The organism is Laedolimicola ammoniilytica (assembly GCF_025567165.1).
GTDB classification, from domain to species: Bacteria; Bacillota; Clostridia; order Lachnospirales; family Lachnospiraceae; genus Laedolimicola; species Laedolimicola ammoniilytica.
The window spans coordinates 68,189-90,750 of record NZ_JAOQKC010000006.1 but is presented as its reverse complement, the minus strand read 5'-3'; the positions used below and the strand labels follow the sequence as shown (position 1 = coordinate 90,750).

Below are 22,562 nucleotides of genomic sequence, written 5' to 3'. Positions count from 1 at the left end.
TAACGGTTGCGGGAGAGCAGCGTGTATTCATACATATTTTAAGCTTATGAGATGGAGGATATAACAAAATGGGATTTAAAGATGTGTTTAAAAAATCATTTCTGGAAGGATTTACCAGTATGGATATTTCCGCAGGACGAATCATGGCCACCTTCGCGGTAACCTGTATTCTGGCCTGCTATGTATTTCTGATTTACCGTCTGATGACGAGAAAGTCCTTTTATTCCAAGGGCTTCAATGTATCTCTGGCGGCCATGTCCGTGATCACGGCGGCCATCATTCTGGCCATGCAGTCCAATCTGGTCATTTCCCTTGGTATGGTCGGCGCGCTGTCCATCGTGCGTTTCCGTACCGCTATCAAGGATCCGATGGATCTGGTGTTCCTGTTCTGGTCCATCAGTATCGGTATCATCTGCGGCGCAGGTCTCTATGAGGTAGCGCTCCTGACCTGTCTGGTGGTGACGATTCTGATTCTGGTGCTGGAGAACCTGCCGGCGTCCAGAGCGCCCATGATGCTGGTGGTCAATGTGACCGATGTGGACAAAGAGGACGCAGTTCTGGATATCGTGAAGAAATACAGCAACTATTATAAAGTGAAGTCCAGAAACCTGACAGCGGGCACACTGGATATGGTCGTGGAGGTGCGCGTAAAAGAGGAGAGCGCTTTCGTGAAGGAAGTGTCCGCAGTGGATACCGTGCTTTCCGCATCCCTGATTGCCCATGACGGTGAAGTGACTTTCTAGGAAATAGCATTTATGAAGAAACTGATTCAGCTTGGCGGGCGCGGACTGCGGTATATCCGAAAGTACGGGCTCGCCCGGCTTTACTGTAAGGTAATCGAACGAAAAAGAAGAAATCAGGCAGAGGAAGGGTACGACGCGTGGCTGGCGGCGCAGCTCCCGGATGGGGAGACAGAGCGGCGACAGAAGGAGACACGTTTTCCGTATGAACCCTGTATCAGCATCCTTGTGCCGGCCTATGAGACGCCGGAGACCTTTCTGCGGCAGATGATCGAATCCGTGCTGTCCCAGAGCTATGGGAAGCTGGAATTGTGCATCGCGGATGGAAGTCCTTCCGATAAGGTCGAACGGGTGGTGCGGGAATATGAAGAGCAGGATGGACGGATCCGGTACCGGCATCTGGCTGAGAATCTGGGAATTTCTGACAATACAAACGCGGCGCTGACACTGGCGTCCGGAGATTATGTGGGCCTTTTGGATCATGACGATCTGCTGCTTCCGGGGGCCCTTTTTGAGATCCTGCGGGCACTCAACGAGAACGGCGGGGCGGATGCGGTCTATACGGATGAGGATAAGGTAAATATGGAACTGACCCGTCATTTTCAGCCTCATTTCAAGCCCGATTATAATCAGGAATATCTGCGGAGCAACAATTATATCTGCCACTTCTTTGTGGTACGGCGCAGGATTGCCCTGGAGGTGGGCGGATTCCGGGAGGAGTTCGACGGGGCCCAGGATCATGATTTTATCTTCCGCTGTACGGAAAAGGCGGATCGGGTGCTCCATGTGTCGAAGGTGCTCTATTCCTGGCGCAGCCACGAGGCTTCCACGGCCACGAACCCGGAGAGCAAGCTCTATGCCTACGAGGCCGGAAAGCGGGCGGTGGCGGCCCATCTTGGCCGCACCGGACGCAGCGGTCAGGTGCAGGATACAGAGAATTATGGCTTCTATCGGGTCTGTTATCCGGGAAGCCCTGCCATCTTAAAGAATTCTTTAAAAAAATTCGATGGACAAACAGAGGTAAAAGTTGTATATTATGATAAGGCATGTAATATTTCCGTAACAATTTTTGGGAAAGAACGTTATATGCTTTTTGTGCATGTTCAGAATCCGGAGAAGAACCGGATACGGGTACAGAAGCAGTTTTTCGAGACGCTGAAGGCCTGCTGTGACCGACCCGATGCGGGACTGGCCTGCGCGCGGGTCTACGATGCAGGAAAGAGACTGACTTCGGATATCCGGATGCGGGGCGTGCAGGATCCCTTCTCTGACGGGATGAAGGGTCTGAAGGCCGGCTACACCGGGTACAATCACCGGGCGACCCTGCAGCAGGAGCTGGAGACACCCACGGACTGTTTTCTGGTGCGGACGGATGTATGGAAGGCGTGTGTGCCGGAGAGTGGCGGAGTGTCAGTGGAAGAACTGGCAGCGAACCTTACGGCGAGCGGTTACCATATCTATTATGAACCCTGGGCGGTGATGTATGAAGGCTGACAGTCAGGTATCCATTGTGATACCCAATTACAATGGAATGGCTTTTATGGAAGCCTGTCTTACGTCCGTGCTGGCGGACGCGCCGGAGGCGGAGCTCATCGTGGTGGACAATGCGTCGAAGGACGGCAGTCTGGAATATACGAGAGAGCATTTCCCGGAAGTGTGCATTCTGGCCATGGATCAGAACTATGGCTTTGCCCGGGCAGTCAATGAGGGTATCAAAGCGGCCACACGGCCCTATGTGATTCTGCTGAACAACGATACAGAGGTGGAGCCGGGCTTCACCGACGCACTGGCAGAAGCGCTTCAGGACGATGAAAAGGTATTTTCGGCCCAGGCCAAGCTGATTCAGCTTCATCACCCGGAGAAGCTGGACGACGCTGGAAATTTTTACTGTGCGCTGGGCTGGGCATTCGCGAGAGGAAAGGACCGTTCCTCCATATACTATGAAGAGCAGGACCGGGTCTTTGCGGCCTGTGCGGGAGCGGCCATTTACCGGAAAGCGGTCTTTGAGGAGATCGGATACTTCGACGAGGCCCATTTCGCCTATCTGGAGGATATCGACATCGGCTGGCGGGCCCGTATCTATGGATATCAGAACCTCTATGCCCCGCAGGCAAAGGTTCTTCACGCAGGCAGCGGAACATCCGGTTCCCGTTACAATGAATTCAAGGTGACTTTAAGTTCACGGAATAATATATGGATTATTTACAAAAATATGCCCCTTTTTCAGCGGATGCTGAATCTGCCGTTCTTTCTCATCGGCTTCGGGGCAAAGCAGTTATTTTTCTGTAAGAAGGGACTGGGCGGCATCTATGCCCGGGGAATTCTGACAGGAATCCGTACCTGTGACAGGGGGAAAAAGGTTCCTTTCAAGTGGAAGCATTTTCCGGCATATGTCAGAATTCAGTTAGAATTGTGGCGCAATATAGTGAGAAAAGTAATCGTTTAGTACAGGCTGAAGCATTTGCTGCTGAAGCCGTAAGAACATGATTCAGGCGTGAGCAGATTCCATTCGCGAAGCGAATTTTCATGAATCTGCGAATTTCTGTAATTATGAAGGTACTGAATCATTACAGAAAAAGGTTTGTGGGTGAGAAGTAGTGATAAAAGATAATCAGCAGCATTTCAACCGGCTTCATGTGGTGGTGGATGCACTGGTGGTTGCGGCAGCCTATCTGCTGGCGTGGACGATACAGTTTAAAGTGCTGGATAATATATCCGGCTTTGTATTCAAAGATTATATGCTGATTCTGATTCCGCTGGTGCCGGGATATCTGGCGCTTTACGCGGCTTTTGGCATGTATACCACCAAGAGCGTCCGGAGAAAGCGCGTGGAACTGGAGAAGATCGTGCAGGCCAATACCATAGGTCTGGGTCTCTTTATGATGGCCATGTTTTTCCTGCGCTGGAATACAGAGTTCACGAATAACTACTCCCGGCGGATGCTGGTGTATTTCTATATCATCAATATCGTGCTGGAGGCTATGGCCCGCAATGTCATCCGTCTGGCCCTGCATCAGCTCCGGAAAAAGGGCTTCAACCAGAAGCACATGATTCTAGTGGGCTACAGCCGCGCGGCAGAGGAGTACATCGACCGCATCAAGGCCAATCCGGAATGGGGCTATGAGATCATGGGCATTCTGGACGACAATGTGGAGCAGGGCATGAAGTACCGGGGCGTGCAGGTGTTCGGCCGTACCGAGGAAATTGAAGAGGTGCTGGATCGGGCCAAACCTGACGAGATCGCCATTACTCTGGGCTTAAGCGAATATTCCAAGCTGGAACACATCGTGGCGGTCTGTGAGAAGTCCGGCGTGCATACAAAATTCATTCCGGATTACAATAATATCATCCCGACCCGCCCGTATACCGAGGATTTGATGGGGCTTCCGGTGGTTAATATCCGCCATGTGCCCCTGACCAATACATTTAACGCATTTGTAAAACGAAGTGTGGATCTGGTAGGGGCAGTCTGCGCCATCATCATTTTCTCACCGATTATGCTGGTGACGGCCATCGCCATTAAGCTGACCTCTCCGGGGCCGCTGATTTATGCCCAGGAGCGTGTGGGGCTTCACAACCGGAACTTTAAGATGTACAAGTTCCGTTCCATGGATGTCCAGTCTCCCAGGAAGGAGCGGGGCGCCTGGACTGTGCCCAATGACCCCCGGGTCACCAGGGTGGGCAAGATTATCCGCAAGACCAGCATCGACGAGCTGCCGCAGCTCTTCAATATCTTAAAAGGGGACATGAGTCTGGTGGGCCCCCGTCCGGAGCGGCCCTTCTTCGTGGAGAAGTTCCGGGAGGAAATTCCCCGTTATATGATTAAACACCAGGTGCGTCCGGGTATGACCGGCTGGGCCCAGATCAACGGGTACCGGGGCAATACTTCGATCCGCAAGCGGATTGAGTACGATCTCTATTATATCGAGAACTGGACGCTGGGGTTTGATATAAAAATCTTATTTTTGACGATTTTTAAGGGCTTTATCAATAAGAACGCCTACTAAGCGTCAATGCAAGAAAGGATTTCACGTATGGCAGATAAAAGAGGCAGAAATGCGAGAGGACGGGACGAGGAGTACAGTACGCGGAAAAGAGGCAGTCACGGATCCCGCAGCACACACAGCGCACATGATTCTCATGGCAGCAGAAATGCTTATACGGCAGAGGAGAGGCGCAAAATCTCAAGGAAGCGCAAAAGGGCGAAACGGAAAAAACGGATGATTGGAATCCTGGTTCTGGAAATATTCCTGATTCTGATTCTGGGCGTGGGCGTCTGGGGACTGGGGAAGCTTGACAAGCTCCAGAGCGAGGACGTCGGCGAGGTAGACGTCAACGAGGATATGGACGCTGATACTGCCAAACTGCTGAAGGGCTACACCAATATCGCTCTCTTCGGTATCGATACCCGTAAGATTGGCGAGCTGGGCGCAGGCAACCGAAGCGACACCATGATCATCGCCAGCATCAACAACGAGACCAAAGAGGTTAAGCTTATGTCCGTATACCGCGATACCTATTTGAACCGGGCGGACGACACCTACGGCAAATGTAACGCGGCCTATAAGAGCGGCGGACCCAAGCAGGCCATGGAAATGCTGAACACCAACCTGGATCTGAACATCCAGTACTATGTGAGCGTGGACTTCGTGGCTCTGATCAAGACCATCGACGCACTGGGCGGCATCGAGATTGACGTGCAGGACGACGAGTGGGAGTATGTCAACGCCTACATGTATGAGACCACGGAGATTTCCGAGGCTTACCTCGATCACTACAGTCCCTTCCTGGAGGGACCGGGCTTACAGACCCTGGACGGTCTGCAGGCGACGGCCTACTGCCGGATCCGTTATACGGCGGGCAGCGACTTTAAGCGTACCGAACGCCAGAGAATGGTCATCAGCAAGATCGTAGAGAAGGCCAAGGGAGCGGGGCTGGGCACCATCAATAAGATCGTGGACGACGTCTTCCCGCTGGTATCTACGAATATTCCGAAGACCACTATGATCGGAATGGCAGCCAATATGATGTCCTACGATCTGGGCGAGAGCGGCGGCTTCCCGACCTATATCGAAAATAAGAAGATCAACAAGCAGGATATGGTTGTGCCTGCAGATCTGGAACTGAACGTCACCGAGCTGCACAAGTTCCTCTTCAATGAGGAGGATTACTATCCGTCGCCGACGGTTCTGAAGATCAACGAAAAGATCATTTCCGATACAGGCGTGACGGCCAAGTCAACCGAGTAATTACACAGGACAAACGAGATGGACGGGGAAATCAGCCTCGTCCATTTTTTCAGAGGGGGAAACCTATGAACGAACAGACTATCATCGACGTCGTTATCCCGGCTTATCGCCCGGGGGCGGAATTCCGGGAGCTTTTAAAGCGGCTGTCCCGGCAGACCCGGCCGGTGCGCAGAATCATTGTGATGAACACCCGGACGGAGACGGACGTGCAGGCTCTGCTGGCGGATTGCCCAAAGGCAGAGCTCCATGAACTGGACAAAAACGAATTTGACCACGGCGGCACCCGGGACGCCGGCGCGCGGCTGTCTGACGCAGACTACCTGCTGTTTCTGACCCAGGACGCCATTCCGGCGGATGAATATCTGGTAGAGCGTCTGGCGGCGGCCTTTACGGAGCCCCGGATCAGGGCGGCTTACGCAAGACAACTGGCGAGACCGGACTGCAGGGAGCTGGAGCGCTTTACCCGGGTCTTTAACTATCCGGAGGAAAGCCGGGTAAAGACGGCGGCGGATCTTCCGGAACTGGGCATTAAGACTTTCTTCTGCTCCAATGTGTGCGCCCTGTACGAACGGGAGACTTATGTAAACCTGGGAGGCTTTATCAAAAAAACCATTTTCAACGAGGATATGATTTATGCGGGCGGGCTTATTAAGGCCGGTTACGCCATCGCCTACGCGGCGGATGCCCGGGTCATCCATTCCCACAATTACAGCGGTATCGAGCAATTCCACCGGAACTTCGATCTGGCCGTATCCCAGGCCGATCACCCGGAGATCTTCGACGGCGTGGCCTCCGAGGGAGAGGGCATCCGGCTGGTGAAGAAAACCGCAGCCCATTGTCTGCAGATCGGGAAGCCCTGGCTCATCGTGACGCTGGTGTGGCAGAGCGGCTGGAAGTTCCTGGGTTACAGGATGGGTAAGCGTTATCGGAAGCTGCCCCGGTGGCTGGTGCTGGGCTGCACCATGAACCGGGCTTACTGGAAATAAAGCGTGTATCAGCAGGAGGACAGATTTTGGCAGAACTATACGAAAATAAAGAAGCGGCCCGGGAGCGGGTTATTCTCATCGGCGTCTGCACCCGGGAAAATGAAAATGTGGAGGAATCCCTGGATGAGCTGGCAGAGCTGGCTGACACCGCAGGGGCGGAGGCCGTAGGCCGGGTCATCCAGAACCGGGAAAGCATGCATCCGGGCACCTATATCGGCAGCGGTAAGATCGACGAGGTCCGGGAGCTGGCGGCAGAATTGCACGCGGACGGCGTCATCTGCGACGATGAGCTGACCCCGGCCCAGCTGCGTGGCCTGGAGCAGGAGCTGGATCTGAAGGTCATGGACCGGACCCTGGTTATCCTGGATATCTTCGCCCAGCACGCCACCACCAGTGAGGGAAAACTTCAGGTGGAGCTGGCCCAGCTTCGCTATCGTCTGGCGAGACTTACCGGAAAGGGCATCGCCATGTCCAGACTGGGCGGCGGTATCGGTACCAGAGGTCCCGGCGAGAAAAAACTGGAGACTGACCGGAGACTTATCAAGAGCCGTATTGCCCGCCTGAACCGGGAATTAAAAGAGATGCAGATTCACCGGGATACGGCAAGAAAGAAGCGCCTGAATGAGGCAGTTCCGGTGGCGGCCATCGTGGGCTACACAAATGCAGGCAAGTCTACCTTATTGAATGCGCTCACCGGAGCGGGCATCTTGGCGGAAGATAAGTTATTCGCGACCCTGGATCCCACCACCCGAAGAATGGAGCTCCCCAGTGGACAGTCCATTCTTTTGACGGACACAGTCGGCTTTATCCGGAAATTGCCCCACCATCTGGTGGAGGCCTTCAAGAGTACGTTGGAGGAGGCCCGCTATGCCGACTATATTCTTCACGTAGTGGACAGCGTGAATCCGCAGATGGACGCCCAGATGGAGGCGGTCTATGAGACCCTGGATCGGCTGGGTATCGCAGGCAAGCCAGTGATCACATTATTTAACAAGCGGGATCTGGCAGCGGACAGCGAGCTTCCGAAGGATGCGAATGCGGTGCGTACCATCGGCATTTCCGCCGGAACCGGGAAGGGCCTTGAAGAACTTCTGGAGGTCCTGGAGGAGCAGCTTCGGAACAGCAGGGTGCAGGTGGAAAAGCTGTTTCCCTACGCACAGGCGGGGGATATTCAGCGGATTCGCAAAATAGGACAGGTGCTGGAAGAAGAGTATCGCGAGGACGGCATTTTCATCCGGGCCTGGATGCCGCGCAATTATTAAGGGATGGCAACTCCCTCGCAGTTGCAATCCGGAAAAAATTATTATATAATTTTCTCAAATGGGTCTGCGACAGATACGCAAGCCCACAGGGAAACTAAAAAACTCTATAAGACGAAGGAGAACGAAGATGATTAACAAGCTGATTGCAAAGATTCAGAAGACCGGAGCACCCATCGTGGTGGGACTGGACCCGATGCTGAACTATATTCCCGAACATATCCAGAAAAAGGCGTTCGCGGAGTACGGCGAGACCCTGGAGGGAGCAGCAGAGGCCATCTGGCAGTTCAACAAGGAGATCGTGGACAAGACCTACGACCTGATTCCGGCGGTAAAGCCTCAGATCGCCATGTATGAGCAGTTCGGTATCGAGGGCCTGAAGGCATATAAGAAGACCATCGATTACTGCAAATCCAAAGACCTGGTAGTCATCGGCGACATCAAGCGCGGCGACATCGGCTCCACCTCCGCAGCCTATGCGGTAGGTCATCTGGGCAAGGTACAGGTGGGCAGCAAGTGCTACGTTCCCTTCGACGAGGATTTCGCCACCGTGAACCCGTACCTGGGCAGCGACGGCGTGAAGCCCTTCATCGAGGTATGTAAAGAGGAAAATAAGGGTCTGTTTATCCTGGTAAAAACCTCCAATCCATCCAGCGGCGAGTTCCAGGATCAGCTGGTAAACGGCCGTCCGCTCTACGAGCTGGTGGGCGAGAAGGTAGCCGAGTGGGGCGAGGATCACATGGGCGGGTCCGGTTACAGCTACATCGGCGCAGTGGTCGGCGCTACCTATCCGGAGATGGGCGCAGTGCTGAGAAAGCTCATGCCGAAGACCTTTATTCTGGTGCCGGGCTACGGCGCGCAGGGCGGCAAGGGCAAGGATCTGGTGAACTTCTTTAACGAGGACGGTCTGGGAGCCATTGTCAACTCCTCCAGAGGCATCATTGCCGCATACAAGCAGGAGAAGTACGCAAAATTCGGCGCGGAAAACTTCGGCGACGCTTCCCGCGCGGCGGTGGAAGACATGGTAGCCGACATCAGCGGCGCACTGAACGCACGATAGGAGAAGGCTATGAAATATCAGGAAACAGCGCTTATCAAAGAGCAGCGTGAGATTGCCCCGGGCGTCTACAGCCTGTGGCTTCAGACAGAGCATATCGCAGAGGAGGCAAGACCCGGTCAGTTTGTGTCCGTCTACTGCCACGATGAGTCCCGGCTTCTGCCCCGGCCCATCAGTATCTGTGAGATTGATAAAGAGAATAAAACCCTGCGTCTGGTATACCGGAAGGCAGGAGCCGGAACCGCAGAGTTTTCCGGCTACGGCGCGGGAGAGACCTTACGCCTCATCGGCCCCCTGGGAAATGGCTTCCCTCTGGACAAGGGCTATAAAAAAGTATTCCTCATCGGAGGCGGCATCGGCGTACCGCCCATGGTGGAGCTGTCAAAGCAGCTTCCCGGCGAGAAGATCGTGGTATCCGGTTACCGGGGCGGGGATCTGTTCCTGAAGGACGAGCTGTCCCGCCATGCGAAGCTTGTGGTAGCTACAGAGGACGGCAGCGCCGGAACCAGAGGCAATGTGCTGGACGCCATCAAAGAGAACGATCTCCACGCAGACGCCATCTTTGCCTGCGGCCCCGGCCCCATGCTACGGGCCCTGAAGGCTTACGCCGAAGAGCAGGGCATCGACTGTTATCTGTCCCTGGAGGAGCGGATGGCCTGCGGCATCGGAGCCTGTCTGGCCTGCGTCTGCAAGTCCAAGGATGTGGACGCCCACACGAACGTGAAAAATAAGCGCATCTGCAAGGACGGTCCGGTCTTTGCGGCTGACGAAATCGAACTGTAACCGGAGGAAGAAGAGCTATGGAATACAAGACAAGTGTAAATCTGGCCGGAGTCGAGCTTAAGAATCCGGTGATGACAGCCTCCGGAACCTTCGGATCCGCCGGCGAATACGGAGAATTTTACGACCTGGGCGAGCTGGGAGCCGTAGTAACCAAGGGCGTGGCCAATGTGCCCTGGCCCGGCAATCCCACCCCGCGTATCGCGGAAACGAAGAGCGGCATGCTGAACGCCATCGGACTTCAGAATCCGGGTCTGGACGTATTTCTGGAGCGGGATCTGCCGAAGCTTAAGAAATACGATACGAAGATCATCGTCAATGTCTGTGGCAAGACCACCGAGGATTACTGCGACGCGGTGGAACGCCTGTCCGACGCGGACGTGGATATGCTGGAGATCAATGTCTCCTGTCCCAATGTGAAGGAGGGCGGCATCGCCTTCGGCCAGAAGCCGGAGGCCCTGGAGGCCATCACAAAGGAAGTAAAGAAGTACGCGAAGAAGCCGGTTATCATGAAGCTGAGTCCCAACGTGACCGACATCACGGAGATGGCGCGGGCAGCGGAGGCGGGAGGGGCGGACGTACTGTCCCTTATCAATACCCTGACCGGAATGAAGATCGATATCAACCGCCGTACCTTTGCCATTGCCAACAAGACCGGAGGTATGTCCGGTCCGGCTGTGAAGCCTGTGGCAGTGCGGATGGTATATCAGGTGGCAAATGCCGTGAAGCTTCCCATCATCGGCATGGGCGGCATTACCAATGGCGACGACGCCATGGAGTTTATCCTGGCAGGCGCAACGGCCGTATCGGTAGGAACTGCCAATTTTGCCAATCCCTATGCGGCAAAGGAGACGGCAGAGGGTATCCTGGCCTATATGAAAAAATATCAGGTATCCGACATCAACGAGCTTGTTGGAGCCGTCAAATAGTATTGAAAAGCACTGGATGCTTCCAGTGCTTTTTGTATAAGCGGGAAGCGGCTCTGCAATAAGGAGGATGAAAAGCCGGATGAGTTTAGAGAACTTTTTGCATTTGATATCTCTGGAAAACGCGGTAGTCCTTTGTTATCTTGGAATCTTACTGGCGGTGGCTCTGATTGACTGGCGTACCCGGATCATTCCTAACCGGTTTCACATATTCATTTTATTACTGGGAATGGCGCAGCTGTTTCTGGTTCCGGAGCATGGACTTGGGGAACGGCTTACGGGTATGCTGCTTGTGTCAGTTCCCATGCTGCTTCTGACCTTGGCTGTACCGGGAGCCTTTGGGGGCGGAGACATAAAGCTGATGGCGGCATCCGGCTTTTTCCTGGGTATGGACGCCATTGTCTGCGCCATGCTCTTCGGTCTGCTGACCGGGGGCGTCTATGCGGCCTTTATGCTGGCCACAAAGCGCCTGAAAAAGACAGATCAGTTTGCCCTGGGACCGTTTCTGGCCTTTGGCCTTGGCCTGGCGGCTCTGTGGGGAGACCGGATAGCGGCCCGGTATCTGAATTTTTAATTGCCGGATTGCGAAGCAGCGTACTTTATGCTAAGATAAAAGAAATATGGCTTAATACAGGAGGTTCAGATAAAATGGAAGCATACAAGCAGGAATTTATTAAATTTATGGTAGAATCCGACGTTTTGAAGTTCGGTGAATTTACATTAAAGAGCGGCAGAAAGTCCCCGTTTTTCATGAACGCGGGCGCCTACGTGACCGGATCACAGTTGAAGAGACTGGGACAGTATTACGCCCATGCCATCCACGACAGATACGGCGACGATTTCGACGTACTGTTCGGACCGGCTTACAAGGGCATTCCCCTGAGTGTGGTGACGGCTATCGCCTACAGCGATCTGTACGGCAAGGAGGTTCGTTACTGCTCTGACCGGAAGGAAGAAAAGGATCACGGAGCGGATAAGGGAAGCTTCCTGGGAAGCAGCCTGAAGGACGGCGACCGTGTGGTTATGATTGAGGATGTGACCACCTCTGGCAAGTCCATGGAGGAGACCGTGCCGAAGGTAAAGGGCGCGGCTGACGTGGAGATCGTGGGCCTGATGGTATCCCTGGACCGTATGGAGGTCGGAAAAGGCGGCGTAAAATGCGCGCTGGATGAGGTGAAGGATCTGTACGGTTTTGAGACCAACGCCATTGTTACCATGGCAGATGTGGTAGAGCACCTCTATAATCGTCCCTGCCAGGGCAGAGTCCTGATTGACGATACATTAAAAGCGGCTATCGACGCATACTATGAGCAGTACGGAGCAAAATAAGGAGGCGTAGGGTATGAACGAAAAAGCGTATAAGACCATGACACAGACAGGGGCCGGCTCCATCGTCCTGGGAATTATCGCGCTGGTGACCGGTATCGTGACCGGCATTCTCTGCATCGTAAACGGTGCCAGATTGCTGAAAAATAAATCAGACTTGATGTTTTAAGGTGGACAGACGGGCAGCATGAAAAAAGATTCCAGAGACAGACTGAGGAGAATAGGACGGGCGCTGCTGATGATATATCTGGCGTGCCTGATCTATTTTATGTTTTTTTCCGAGGCTTACGGTAGAACCGATGTCAGTCCGGATTATCGGTATAATCTGGTTCTGTTTCGGGAAATTAAGCGATTTCTGATGCACCGGGACGTGCTGGGGACAGCGGCGGTGCTGATTAATATCTGGGGAAATGTGGCCATGGGGATTCCTCTGGGTTTCGCCGTACCGCTCTTATTCCCGTCCATGCAAAGGCCGGAGCGCACGATCATTCTGGCGTTTCTGGCGAGTCTTCTGGCAGAGACCTTTCAGCTTATCTTACGGGTAGGCTGCTTCGACGTGGATGATCTTTTGTTGAACACCATCGGGGGAGCCATCGGCTACCTGATGTTTGTGGTGTTCTGGCATATCTGGAGAAAGAAAAATGGCGAGAAGAAGTTATAAATTTACCGATAAAAAGCATACGAAGCAGGGTCTTCTTTCGGTGGCCTGCGGCGGGGTGGCGCTGATTCTGACAGCAGTCTCCCTGTCACTGGCTTTCCGGATGGCGGGACAGGCCGGAAGCGTCGTGGGGCTTTTGGGCATATTTGCCATGATGGCCAGCGCCGCAGGCTTCGTCCTGGCGATCCGGGGCTTTCAGGAGGAGGATGTCTACATGATCTCCTCCCAGGTGGGCGTGGTGCTGGACGGCCTGCTGTTCATTCTGTGGGCGGTCGTATGCGTGATTGGGATGTAGCGATACCAGGGTACAAAGGTCGGAATCCACATGAGCTTGCTCATGAGTGGATGGAAGACTTTGGTACCCGCAACGGTATGAGCATAAAAGTGGGATGGAAATCCCACGATATATAAGGAGGCACTTTTCGATGGAAGAAATCAAAGAGCGTTATGAGCTTGCGATGGAGCGGATACGGGCGATGAAGCAGGAAAAGACCGTGTCGGCTCCATTTTACGCGTATTTTGAGAAGATGGCGGACTTCCTGTTGGAAATGGATGCTTACCGGGCGGACGTGGAAGCGGGGAAACCGGAGCGCATGAGCCTTGCAGAGCTTCAGGAGCAGAATCGCCGTCTCTACGGGGACGTGGCAGGCGGGGCGTACAAAGAGAGCTACGCGAACCCGGCGAAGGCAGTGGCAGAGCTTGGCGGGGGCTACGGCCAGATTCTGAGTTTTGTATACACGGAGCTGCGGGGCATGCTTATCTGGGCAGTGGAGGGCCGACTTACGGATATGACCGTCACTGCGGAGCTGTTTATCGAGCTTTACAATGCTTTTGAGGAGGAGACGCCCTCTGTCGAAAGCCTGAAGGAAATCATCTACTGGCATATGAGCGACTACTGCGACATTTTCATTCCCGACCGGATTCGGGAGCAGCTGGATCCATCGCTTGATTTTGCGGAGAAGATTATCTGCGGCTCCGATCTCAGTGATCCGCGCTATCTGTACCGCTTCGGCGAGTATATTACAGAAAATGAGCTGGGCGTGAGCCATTTCCTGGCGGGACTGTCCCAGAGTGAGATCGACGCCATGGCCTCCACTTTTACCGAAGGCTACCGGATGGGCTTCGTGGCTGCAGGCATCGACCTGAGCAAAAAGAAGACGGTGAACATCCGTTATTCCCTGGGCTTTGAACGGGTGGTAAAGGCAGCCATCAGCCAGTTTGAGAAAATGGGTCTTCGAAGCGTCATTTACCGGGAGGCCAGTCACAGCATCAACCGGCGGCCCCAGGGCAATCCGGGTTACGGAAGCACGAAGCCGTCCAGACAGTATGAATTTGACCACAAAGAGGACATGGCCCTGTATCTGGATAAGAAGCTGAACGAGCGCCGCTTAAGCGTGCTCCACAGCGCTTACGAGGAATATCAGGAGCTGGCGGCTGTCCACGCGGGACCGGCGGTGATGGAGATTTTCGGCGAGCATCCGTTTATGCCAGAGACCTGTCAGACGGCCCTGCATTTCGATGAGAAGCAGCAGGCTCTGATGGTGTCCTATAACAGCGAGACTGGTCAGATGGTGAACCATTATATCCCCGGCGACGAGCGCAGCTTTACGATTATTGCCTGGCCCATTCCGGAGATTGGCGGCAACTACGAAGAGATTTTCCGGGAAATCGTGAAAATCAATAACCTGGACTATCATCTCTATCAGGGCATCCAGCAGAAGCTGATCGACGCTCTGGACGAGGGCGAAGCTGTCTATATCAAGGGCGCGGGAGAGAACCGTACAGAGATGTATGTACAGCTGTGGCAGCCAGCGGACCGGGAGAAGGAGACTATCTTCGAAAACTGTGTGGCGGATGTAAATATTCCGGTGGGAGAGGTGTTTACCTCCCCGAAGCTTCAGGGAACCCACGGAACTCTTCATGTGAGCCAGGTGTATCTGAATGAATTCCGGTACGCGGATCTGGAGCTCACCTTTGAGGATGGTAAAATCACAGCTTATACCTGCCGGAACTTTGCGGATGAGGCGGAGAATAAGCAGTTTATCCGGGCAAATGTCCTGTTCAACCATGAGACCCTGCCTCTGGGCGAGTTCGCTATCGGTACGAATACCACAGCTTATATGGTGGCGAAGCAGTACGACATCGGGGCGAAGTTGCCGATTTTGATTGCCGAGAAAATGGGTCCCCATTTCGCCGTGGGCGACACCTGCTATTCCTGGGCCGAGGACAATCCGGTATACAATCCGGACGGCAAGGAAATCATTGCCCGGGATAATGAGTGCTCCCTGCTTCGGAAAACCGACGTGTCCCAGGCGTATTTCAACTGCCATACGGACATTACGATTCCCTATGACGAGCTGGATCGGATTGAGGTGGTAAGGCCGGACGGAAGCCGGATTCCTCTCATTGCAGGCGGACGGTTTGTGCTGCCGGGAACGGAGGAGCTGAACCGGCCCTTTGATGAAAGGTAGAAAATAAGAGTTTGATTCACAAAATTTTGTAGGGTTTAGGTGTTGACAGAGTGTGTGATACCCTGTAAACTGGATTTATAAGTAAAACAAAAGTAAAATAAGCTATTTATAAGAAAGACTAATCAATACTTATTGAAAACAAAGCAGAGTTCAGTCGGGAAATTATTTCCTGATTCTGAACAGAAGAACGAAGGAGGTTCAGAGTTATGGCTAAGGTTGGTATTGTGATGGGCAGCGATTCCGATATGCCGATCATGAAGAAGGCAGCGGATGTGCTGGAGCAGCTTGGAGTGGAGTTTGAGATGACGATCATCTCCGCGCACCGGGAGCCGGATGTATTTTTTGAGTACGCGAAGAGCGCGGAGGAGAAGGGCTTCAAGGTCATCATCGCAGGCGCCGGTATGGCAGCTCATCTTCCGGGTATGTGCGCGGCGATTTTCCCCATGCCGGTTATCGGTATTCCCATGCACACCACATCCCTGGGCGGAAGAGATTCCCTGTATTCCATCGTACAGATGCCTTCCGGAATTCCGGTTGCAACCGTAGCGATTAACGGCGGCGTCAACGCAGGTCTTCTGGCAGCGAAGATTCTGGCGACTTCCGATCCGGAGCTGCTGGCGAGACTGAAAGCTTATTCCGAGGATCTGAAAAATCAGGTAGAGAAGAAGGACGCGCGGCTGAAAGAGGTAGGATACAAGAATTATTAAAAACTGTAGGCCCCACCATGGTCACTAAATTCATGCGGCGCGTGCCGCTTGCATTCATTAAGTGTCCAGGTGTAGATTCGCACTAGGCTCGAAAACACCTCGCCAAGTGCTCATACTAGGAGGATAATAAAATGGATTATAAGAACGCAGGTGTAGATATTGAAGCGGGTTACAAGTCTGTAGAACTGATGAAGGAGCATATTAAGCGGACCATGCGTCCCGAGGTACTGACCGGTATCGGCGGATTTTCCGGCGCGTTTTCCATGGAAGCATTCAAGAACATGGAGAAGCCCACGCTGGTATCCGGAACCGACGGCGTAGGAACCAAGCTGAAGCTGGCGTTCCTGATGAATAAGCATGATACCGTAGGGATTGACTGCGTTGCCATGTGTGTAAACGACATTGCCTGCGCAGGCGGCGAGCCGCTGTTCTTCCTGGACTATATCGCATGCGGAAAGAATATCCCGGAGAAAATCGCTACCATCGTAAGCGGCGTGGCAGAGGGCTGCCGTCAGTCTAAAGCAGCGCTCATCGGCGGCGAGACCGCTGAGATGCCGGGCTTCTATCCGGTAGACGAGTATGACCTGGCCGGCTTTGCTGTAGGCGTGGTAGATCAGAAGGATCTGATCACAGGCGCATCCATCAAACCGGGCGACGTACTGGTGGGTATGGCTTCCTCCGGCGTACACAGCAACGGCTTCTCTCTGGTAAGAAAGGTATTTACCATGAAGGAGGAGTACCTGAATACATATTTTGAGAGCCTGGGCAGAACCCTGGGCGAGGCGCTGATCGAGCCGACCAAGATTTACGTGAAGGCTCTGCGCACCGTAAAGGAAGCAGGCGTGACCATCAAGGGCTGCAGCCACATCACAGGCGGCGGTTTCTACGAGAATGTTCCGCGTATGCTGCCGGAGGGCGTGCGTGCCGTGATTAAGAAGGACAGCTATGAGATTCCGGCAATCTTCCATATGCTGCGTGAGGATGGCCGCATCGAGGAGCAGATGATGTACAATACCTTCAACATGGGTATCGGTATGGTTATGGCTGTAGATCCGGCAGACGTGGACAAGTGCGTAGCCGCAGTCCGCGCGGCAGGCGAGACGCCGTACATCCTGGGTCAGATCGAAGCAGGTGAAAAGGGAGTGACCTTATGCTAAAAGTCGCAGTTCTGGTATCCGGCGGCGGCACGAACCTGCAGGCGATCCTGGACGCGGTAGACGCGGGAAGGATCCGGAATGCAGAGATCGTATCCGTCATCAGCAACAATCCGAAGGCTTACGCTCTGGAGCGGGCGAAGAAGCATGGAATTCCCGCAGTCTGCATTTCCCGGAAGGAATGCGGCAGCACAGAGGCCTTTAACGCGGCGCTTCTGAAGGCTTTGCAGGACTGCGGCGCGGATCTGGTAGTTCTGGCAGGCTGTCTGGTGGTGATTCCGAAGGAAATCATCCGTGCCTACGAGGGACGTATCATCAACATTCATCCGTCCCTGATCCCGTCCTTCTGCGGCACCGGCTTCTATGGACTGAAGGTGCATGAGGAGGCCTTGAAGCGGGGCGTAAAGGTGACGGGAGCCACCGTACATATCGTAGACGAGGGAACCGACACAGGCCCCATCCTTTTACAGAAGGCCGTGGAGGTAAAAGAAGGAGATACACCGGAGATTCTGCAGCGGCGTGTCATGGAGGAGGCAGAGTGGATTCTGCTGCCGAAGGCTATTGACATGCTCGCCAATAAGGAGGCATAACCTATGAAGATTTTAGTCGTTGGTTCAGGCGGACGTGAGCATGCTCTTTGCTGGAAAATCGCCCAGAGCCCGAAAGCTGATAAAATATATTGCGCGCCGGGCAACGCGGGTATCGCGGAGTACGCGGAGTGCGTTCCCATCGGAGCCATGGAATTTGAAAAGCTGGCTGCCTTCGCAAAGGAGCAGCAGATTGATTTAACCGTAGTCGGCATGGACGATCCGCTGGTGGGCGGCATCGTGGACGTCTTTGAAAAAGAGGGCTTACGTATCTTCGGACCCCGGGCCAATGCGGCGATTCTGGAGGGATCCAAGGCCTTCTCCAAGGATCTGATGAAGAAATACGGGATTCCTACCGCGGCTTATGAGAATTTCGACGATCCGGAAAAGGCGCTTGCCTATCTGGAGACAGCGGAATTCCCCATTGTCCTGAAGGCAGACGGGCTGGCTCTGGGAAAAGGCGTTCTGATATGTAATAATCTGGAAGAAGCAAAGGAAGGCGTGCGGACGATTATGCTGGACAAGCAGTTCGGCTCCGCAGGCAATCAGATGGTCATCGAGGAATTTATGACCGGTCGGGAGGTTTCCGTCTTAAGCTTCGTGGACGGCAAGACCATCAAATGCATGACCTCTGCCCAGGATCACAAGCGTGCCCTGGACGGGGATCAGGGGCTGAATACAGGCGGTATGGGAACCTTTTCACCCAGCCCCTTCTATACAGAAGAGGTAGACCAGTTCTGCAGGGAGCATATTTACCAGAAGACCGTGGACGCCATGGCTGCGGAGGGCAGAGAATTTAAGGGCGTCATTTTCTTCGGCCTGATGCTGACCCCGAAGGGCCCCCGGGTACTGGAGTACAACGCGCGGTTCGGTGACCCGGAGACCCAGGTAGTCCTGCCCCGGATGAAGACGGATATTGTGGATGTGTTCGAGGCCTGTGTGGACGGCACCCTGGATCAGATCGAGCTGGAATTCGAGGACAACGCGGCAGTCTGCGTGGTGCTGGCTTCCGGCGGTTATCCGGTATCCTATGAGAAGGGCTTCCCCATTCACGGACTGGAGAACTTCAAGAATAAGGACGGCTACTATGTGTTCCATGCGGGAACTAAGCAGGTAGACGGACAGATTGTGACAAACGGCGGCAGAGTCCTGGGCGTTACGGCGGTAGGTCCGGATCTGAAGACGGCACGTGCCAACGCCTATGAGGCAGTGAAGCTGGTAAGCTTTGAAAAGGCCTTCTGCAGAAGCGATATCGGAAAGGCCATCGACGAGGCATAAGAACAGGATAAGCATGATAAAGACGGGAGCGGAAAAACTCCCGTCCTTTTAATGGAATAGGAAATTCCGATAGAATTCCCTATTCCATGAAAGCAAGCAGAGCTTGCAAAGATGCGCACTCGGCGCAGCGGTAGATGGTTGCTGAAGCAACCGCGCCTCGGCGCGAGAATGTGCCAATGGCACATTCTTTTTTACTTGCTATTTTAGTGTGAGTATGCTATATTACTATGTAGTAACATAATAACAATGCAAGAAAAGGAGAAGACATGTATACGGGAGAAACTATTACAAGGGAAGAGCTGTGCCGCACGTTTGATCATTCAAATTTAAAAGCATATGCAGATGAGGCGGCATTCAGAAAGCTTTGCGACGAGGCAAAAGAGAATCATTGCGCGATGGTGGCAATTAATTCAGGTCCGACTGCATTGTGCCATAAGCTGCTTGAGGGAACAGATATTCATGTGGGGGCTGCCATATCATTCCCATTGGGACAGACTACCATAGAAGAAAAAGTGCATGAAACACAGGAAGCTATCAAAAATGGCGCAGATGAAATTGATTACGTATTAAATGTGGGAGAAGTAAAAAACGGAAATTACAATTATATCCGGAAAGAAATGGAAGCAATTGTAGGGGTATGCAGAAGTGCAGGGGTTATTTCAAAAGTAATTTTCGAAATCTGCTATCTCACAGAAGAGGAAATTATCCAGATAGCAAAAATTGCGAAAGAGGTAAAGCCGGATTTTGTAAAAACAAGCACGGGATTTGGTCCGGGCGGAGCAACTGTAGAAGCGGTAAAATTAATGAAACAAACCGTTGGTGATGAGATAAAGGTAAAGGCCGCAGGCGGAATCCGTTCCTGGGCGGACTGCAAAATGATGCTGGATGCCGGCGCAGAACGGATAGGAACAAGCAGTACGCTGAAAATTTTAGAAGAATTTGATGCGGAGCGAAAAAAGGAGAACTAGAATGAAAGAGTATCTGCTGGCACATGATTTGGGAACATCCGGAGATAAAGCCACTCTTTTTACAACGGAAGGAGAACTGGTGGATTCTGAAATAGAAAGCTATCCGGTTCACTACTATAACGGAAACTGGGCGGAGCAGGACGCAGAAGATTGGTGGAGCGCATTTTGTGCTTCGACCAGAAAGCTTCTGGCGCGTACGGGCATTCAGCCGGAACGAATCCGGGCAGTCAGCTTCAGCGGCCAGATGATGGGCTGCCTGTGTGTGGACAGGGAAGGAAAACCGCTTCGTCCATCCATTATCTGGGCCGATCAGAGAGCGCAGCAGGAAGCGGAGGAAATCGAAAAAGCAATCAGTCAGTGGGAATATTATCAGATAACGGGGCATCGGAATACGGCGTCTTACGGCATCCAGAAGCTGATGTGGGTGAAAAAGCATGAGCCTGAAGTATACCGGAATACGTATAAGATGTTGAATGCAAAGGATTTTATGGTGCAAAAATTAACGGGAGTATTTTGTACGGATTATTCGGATGCAAATGGCTGTGGTTTTTTCGATTTAAAAAGGCTGGATTGGTCAGAGGAGCTTCTGAAATTATCGGGAATCGACCGAAGTAAGTTGCCGGATGTGAAGCCGTCCACGTTTTGTGCGGGAAAAATCACAGAAGAAGCGGCGCGGCAGACCGGGCTTACAAAGGAAACAGCGGTAATCATAGGCGCGGGAGACGGAGTGGCTACGAATGTGGGAGCTGGATCGGTCAGCAGTGGAAAGACATTTTGCTGTATGGGAACATCCGCATGGATTACAACCACCAGCGAACAGCCGCTTCTGGATCCCCAGATGCGTACCGTAACCTGGGCACATATGGTTCCCGGTTTATATGCCCCGAACGGAACCATGCAGTACGCAGGCGGTTCCTACAGCTGGCTTAAGGGTTTCCTGAATCCCGAAAAAAAGGAAGGGCAAGGCTCTGTTTATGAAGAGATGAATCGGGAAGCAGAAAAAAGCAGTCCGGGCGCGGGAGGAGTAACCTTTCTTCCTTATCTGCTGGGGGAGAGGGCGCCCAGGTGGGATCCGGACGCCAAAGGCTGTTTTTATGGGATCCAGGCAGATACCACAAGAAATGACATGATTAGAAGTGCAGTGGAAGGTGTGATCTATAATCTTTCGCTCATTTTGGATATCCTGAAGACACAGATGCACATAGAGGAAATAACCGTGCTGGGAGGTGGGGCAAAAGGAGAAATCTGGCGGAAAATCATGGCAGATGTATGGGAGACCCGAATCATCGTTCCGGAGCTTCTGGATGAGGCCGGAGCCATGGGAGCAGCGGTAAATGCAGGAGTTGGAGCAGGAATTTTTAAGGATTTTTCTGCCATAGAACGATTTCAGAAAATAAAATATATACAGCAGCCGGATTTACAGCATCGAAAAGAATATCATGCGGCAAAAACAAGGTTTAATGAAGTGTATGAAGCAATGAAAGGAGTAGAACACGCGTATGAAAAATTATGAATTAAGAAATGGAGTCAGCATCCCGGAAATCGGATACGGAACCTGGAAAACGCCGGATGGGGAAACCTGTGAAAAGGCCGTTGAAACAGCGATCAGACTGGGATATCATCATATCGATGCTGCAATGGTATACGGAAATGAGGAGAGCGTGGGAAACGGTATTAAGAATTCAGGGATTGCGAGGGAAGAGCTCTTTCTGACCGGAAAAGTTTGGAATAGCGATCGCGGATATGGACGGACAATTAGAGCGTTTGAAAAAACATTAAAAGATTTACAGACTGATTATCTGGATTTATATTTGATCCACTGGCCTGCGTCTCCGAATCAGTATCGTTGCTGGGAAGCGTTAAACAGAGAAACCTGGGAAGCTCTGACCGATCTGTATAAGTCGGGGAAAGTAAGGGCGATTGGCGTGTCGAATTTCCGAAGAAATCACCTGACGCCGCTTTTAGATGCAGAGGTAATTCCTATGGTAAACCAATTGGAGCTCCATCCGGGAATGGTTCAGGCAGATATCGTCTCTCTGTGCCGAGAGCATCAGATCCTGCTGGAAGCGTACAGTCCTCTGGGAAATGGAAAATTATTGAATTCGAAGGAGCTTTCCGAGATGGCAGAGCACTATGGAAAAACACCGGCACAGATTTGCATTAAATGGAATCTGCAGCATGGCTTCCTGCCGCTGTCAAAATCCGTGAATGAAGATAGAATGCGGGCGAATCTGGAGGTTGAGAATTTTGAAATTGCAGAAGAAGATATGAGAAAGCTTGATGTTTTGGAAGGCTTTGCTGACGGAAATGATCCGGATAAAGTTCCGTTTTAACGGAAGCTGGAAAGGATTGAAAGAAGGGGCGCCGCAAAATCTAATTTGTGATTTTGCGGCGCCCTTATTCCATAAAAACAAGC

Annotated in this window: 23 protein-coding genes; all 23 read left to right on the top strand. The window is 52.8% G+C overall.

Going from position 1 to position 22,562, the window contains the following annotated elements; translation table 11 throughout:
* The first annotated feature begins 68 nt into the window (after window positions 1-68).
* The 23 genes from OCV63_RS06070 (at window position 69) to OCV63_RS05960 (ending at window position 22,479) form a co-directional block, all read left to right on the top strand.
* On the top strand, window positions 69-743 hold the full coding sequence (locus OCV63_RS06070; protein WP_158362774.1) for a DUF4956 domain-containing protein: 675 nt from the start codon (window positions 69-71) through the stop codon (window positions 741-743).
* Window positions 744-755: 12 nt separating this feature from the next.
* Window positions 756-2,234, top strand: a complete 1,479-nt coding sequence (locus OCV63_RS06065; protein WP_158362772.1) for a glycosyltransferase family 2 protein — start codon at window positions 756-758, stop codon at window positions 2,232-2,234.
* On the top strand, window positions 2,224-3,186 hold the full coding sequence (locus OCV63_RS06060) for a glycosyltransferase family 2 protein (protein WP_158362770.1): 963 nt from the start codon (window positions 2,224-2,226) through the stop codon (window positions 3,184-3,186). The genes OCV63_RS06065 and OCV63_RS06060 overlap by 11 nt, the downstream gene beginning before the upstream one ends.
* A gap of 151 nt (window positions 3,187-3,337) precedes the next feature.
* Window positions 3,338-4,747 (top strand): undecaprenyl-phosphate glucose phosphotransferase, encoded by a 1,410-nt coding sequence (locus OCV63_RS06055; RefSeq protein WP_158362768.1) that lies wholly within the window; start codon window positions 3,338-3,340, stop codon window positions 4,745-4,747.
* Window positions 4,748-4,774: 27 nt separating this feature from the next.
* Window positions 4,775-5,989: an LCP family protein gene (locus OCV63_RS06050; RefSeq protein WP_262670666.1), complete on the top strand. Its 1,215-nt coding sequence runs from the start codon at window positions 4,775-4,777 to the stop codon at window positions 5,987-5,989.
* 65 nt (window positions 5,990-6,054) lie between these two features.
* On the top strand, window positions 6,055-6,975 hold the full coding sequence (locus tag OCV63_RS06045) for a glycosyltransferase family 2 protein (protein ID WP_158362764.1): 921 nt from the start codon (window positions 6,055-6,057) through the stop codon (window positions 6,973-6,975).
* Between the two features lie 26 nt (window positions 6,976-7,001).
* On the top strand, window positions 7,002-8,237 hold the full coding sequence (hflX, locus tag OCV63_RS06040; RefSeq protein WP_158362762.1) for a GTPase HflX: 1,236 nt from the start codon (window positions 7,002-7,004) through the stop codon (window positions 8,235-8,237).
* 127 nt (window positions 8,238-8,364) lie between these two features.
* On the top strand, window positions 8,365-9,294 hold the full coding sequence (gene pyrF / locus OCV63_RS06035) for an orotidine-5'-phosphate decarboxylase (RefSeq protein WP_158362760.1): 930 nt from the start codon (window positions 8,365-8,367) through the stop codon (window positions 9,292-9,294).
* A 9-nt stretch (window positions 9,295-9,303) separates the two neighbouring features.
* Entirely contained in the window at window positions 9,304-10,074 is a 771-nt protein-coding gene (locus OCV63_RS06030) for a dihydroorotate dehydrogenase electron transfer subunit (protein WP_158362758.1), read from the top strand.
* A 17-nt stretch (window positions 10,075-10,091) separates the two neighbouring features.
* Window positions 10,092-11,000, top strand: coding sequence for a dihydroorotate dehydrogenase (locus OCV63_RS06025; RefSeq protein ID WP_158362756.1), 909 nt, complete (start codon window positions 10,092-10,094; stop codon window positions 10,998-11,000).
* Between the two features lie 79 nt (window positions 11,001-11,079).
* Complete coding sequence (locus OCV63_RS06020; protein ID WP_262670665.1) at window positions 11,080-11,571, top strand: prepilin peptidase; 492 nt, start codon at window positions 11,080-11,082, stop codon at window positions 11,569-11,571.
* A gap of 74 nt (window positions 11,572-11,645) precedes the next feature.
* Complete coding sequence (gene pyrE / locus OCV63_RS06015; protein ID WP_158362752.1) at window positions 11,646-12,326, top strand: orotate phosphoribosyltransferase; 681 nt, start codon at window positions 11,646-11,648, stop codon at window positions 12,324-12,326.
* Between the two features lie 13 nt (window positions 12,327-12,339).
* Complete coding sequence (locus OCV63_RS06010; protein ID WP_262670664.1) at window positions 12,340-12,492, top strand: hypothetical protein; 153 nt, start codon at window positions 12,340-12,342, stop codon at window positions 12,490-12,492.
* An 18-nt stretch (window positions 12,493-12,510) separates the two neighbouring features.
* Window positions 12,511-12,984: a VanZ family protein gene (locus OCV63_RS06005; protein ID WP_158362750.1), complete on the top strand. Its 474-nt coding sequence runs from the start codon at window positions 12,511-12,513 to the stop codon at window positions 12,982-12,984.
* On the top strand, window positions 12,965-13,276 hold the full coding sequence (locus OCV63_RS06000) for a DUF6142 family protein (RefSeq protein ID WP_158362748.1): 312 nt from the start codon (window positions 12,965-12,967) through the stop codon (window positions 13,274-13,276). The genes OCV63_RS06005 and OCV63_RS06000 overlap by 20 nt, the downstream gene beginning before the upstream one ends.
* Window positions 13,277-13,406: 130 nt before the next feature.
* Entirely contained in the window at window positions 13,407-15,452 is a 2,046-nt protein-coding gene (locus tag OCV63_RS05995; RefSeq protein WP_158362746.1) for an aminopeptidase, read from the top strand.
* A 206-nt stretch (window positions 15,453-15,658) separates the two neighbouring features.
* Window positions 15,659-16,159 carry a 5-(carboxyamino)imidazole ribonucleotide mutase gene (purE, locus tag OCV63_RS05990; RefSeq protein WP_158362744.1) on the top strand — a complete coding sequence of 167 codons (501 nt, stop codon included), beginning with the start codon at window positions 15,659-15,661 and terminating at the stop codon, window positions 16,157-16,159.
* A 131-nt stretch (window positions 16,160-16,290) separates the two neighbouring features.
* Entirely contained in the window at window positions 16,291-17,316 is a 1,026-nt protein-coding gene (purM, locus tag OCV63_RS05985) for a phosphoribosylformylglycinamidine cyclo-ligase (RefSeq protein ID WP_158362742.1), read from the top strand.
* A complete protein-coding gene (purN, locus tag OCV63_RS05980; protein WP_158362740.1) occupies window positions 17,310-17,903 on the top strand; it encodes a phosphoribosylglycinamide formyltransferase in 594 nt (197 codons plus the stop codon). The genes purM and purN overlap by 7 nt, the downstream gene beginning before the upstream one ends.
* Before the next feature lie 3 nt (window positions 17,904-17,906).
* Window positions 17,907-19,178: a phosphoribosylamine--glycine ligase gene (gene purD, locus OCV63_RS05975; protein WP_158362738.1), complete on the top strand. Its 1,272-nt coding sequence runs from the start codon at window positions 17,907-17,909 to the stop codon at window positions 19,176-19,178.
* A 266-nt stretch (window positions 19,179-19,444) separates the two neighbouring features.
* Complete coding sequence (gene deoC, locus OCV63_RS05970; protein WP_158362736.1) at window positions 19,445-20,146, top strand: deoxyribose-phosphate aldolase; 702 nt, start codon at window positions 19,445-19,447, stop codon at window positions 20,144-20,146.
* Window position 20,147: 1 nt separating this feature from the next.
* Window positions 20,148-21,659, top strand: coding sequence for a xylulokinase (gene xylB / locus OCV63_RS05965; RefSeq protein ID WP_158362734.1), 1,512 nt, complete (start codon window positions 20,148-20,150; stop codon window positions 21,657-21,659).
* On the top strand, window positions 21,646-22,479 hold the full coding sequence (locus OCV63_RS05960) for an aldo/keto reductase (RefSeq protein ID WP_158362732.1): 834 nt from the start codon (window positions 21,646-21,648) through the stop codon (window positions 22,477-22,479). Before xylB ends, OCV63_RS05960 begins: the two co-directional genes overlap by 14 nt.
* Window positions 22,480-22,562 lie beyond the last annotated feature (83 nt).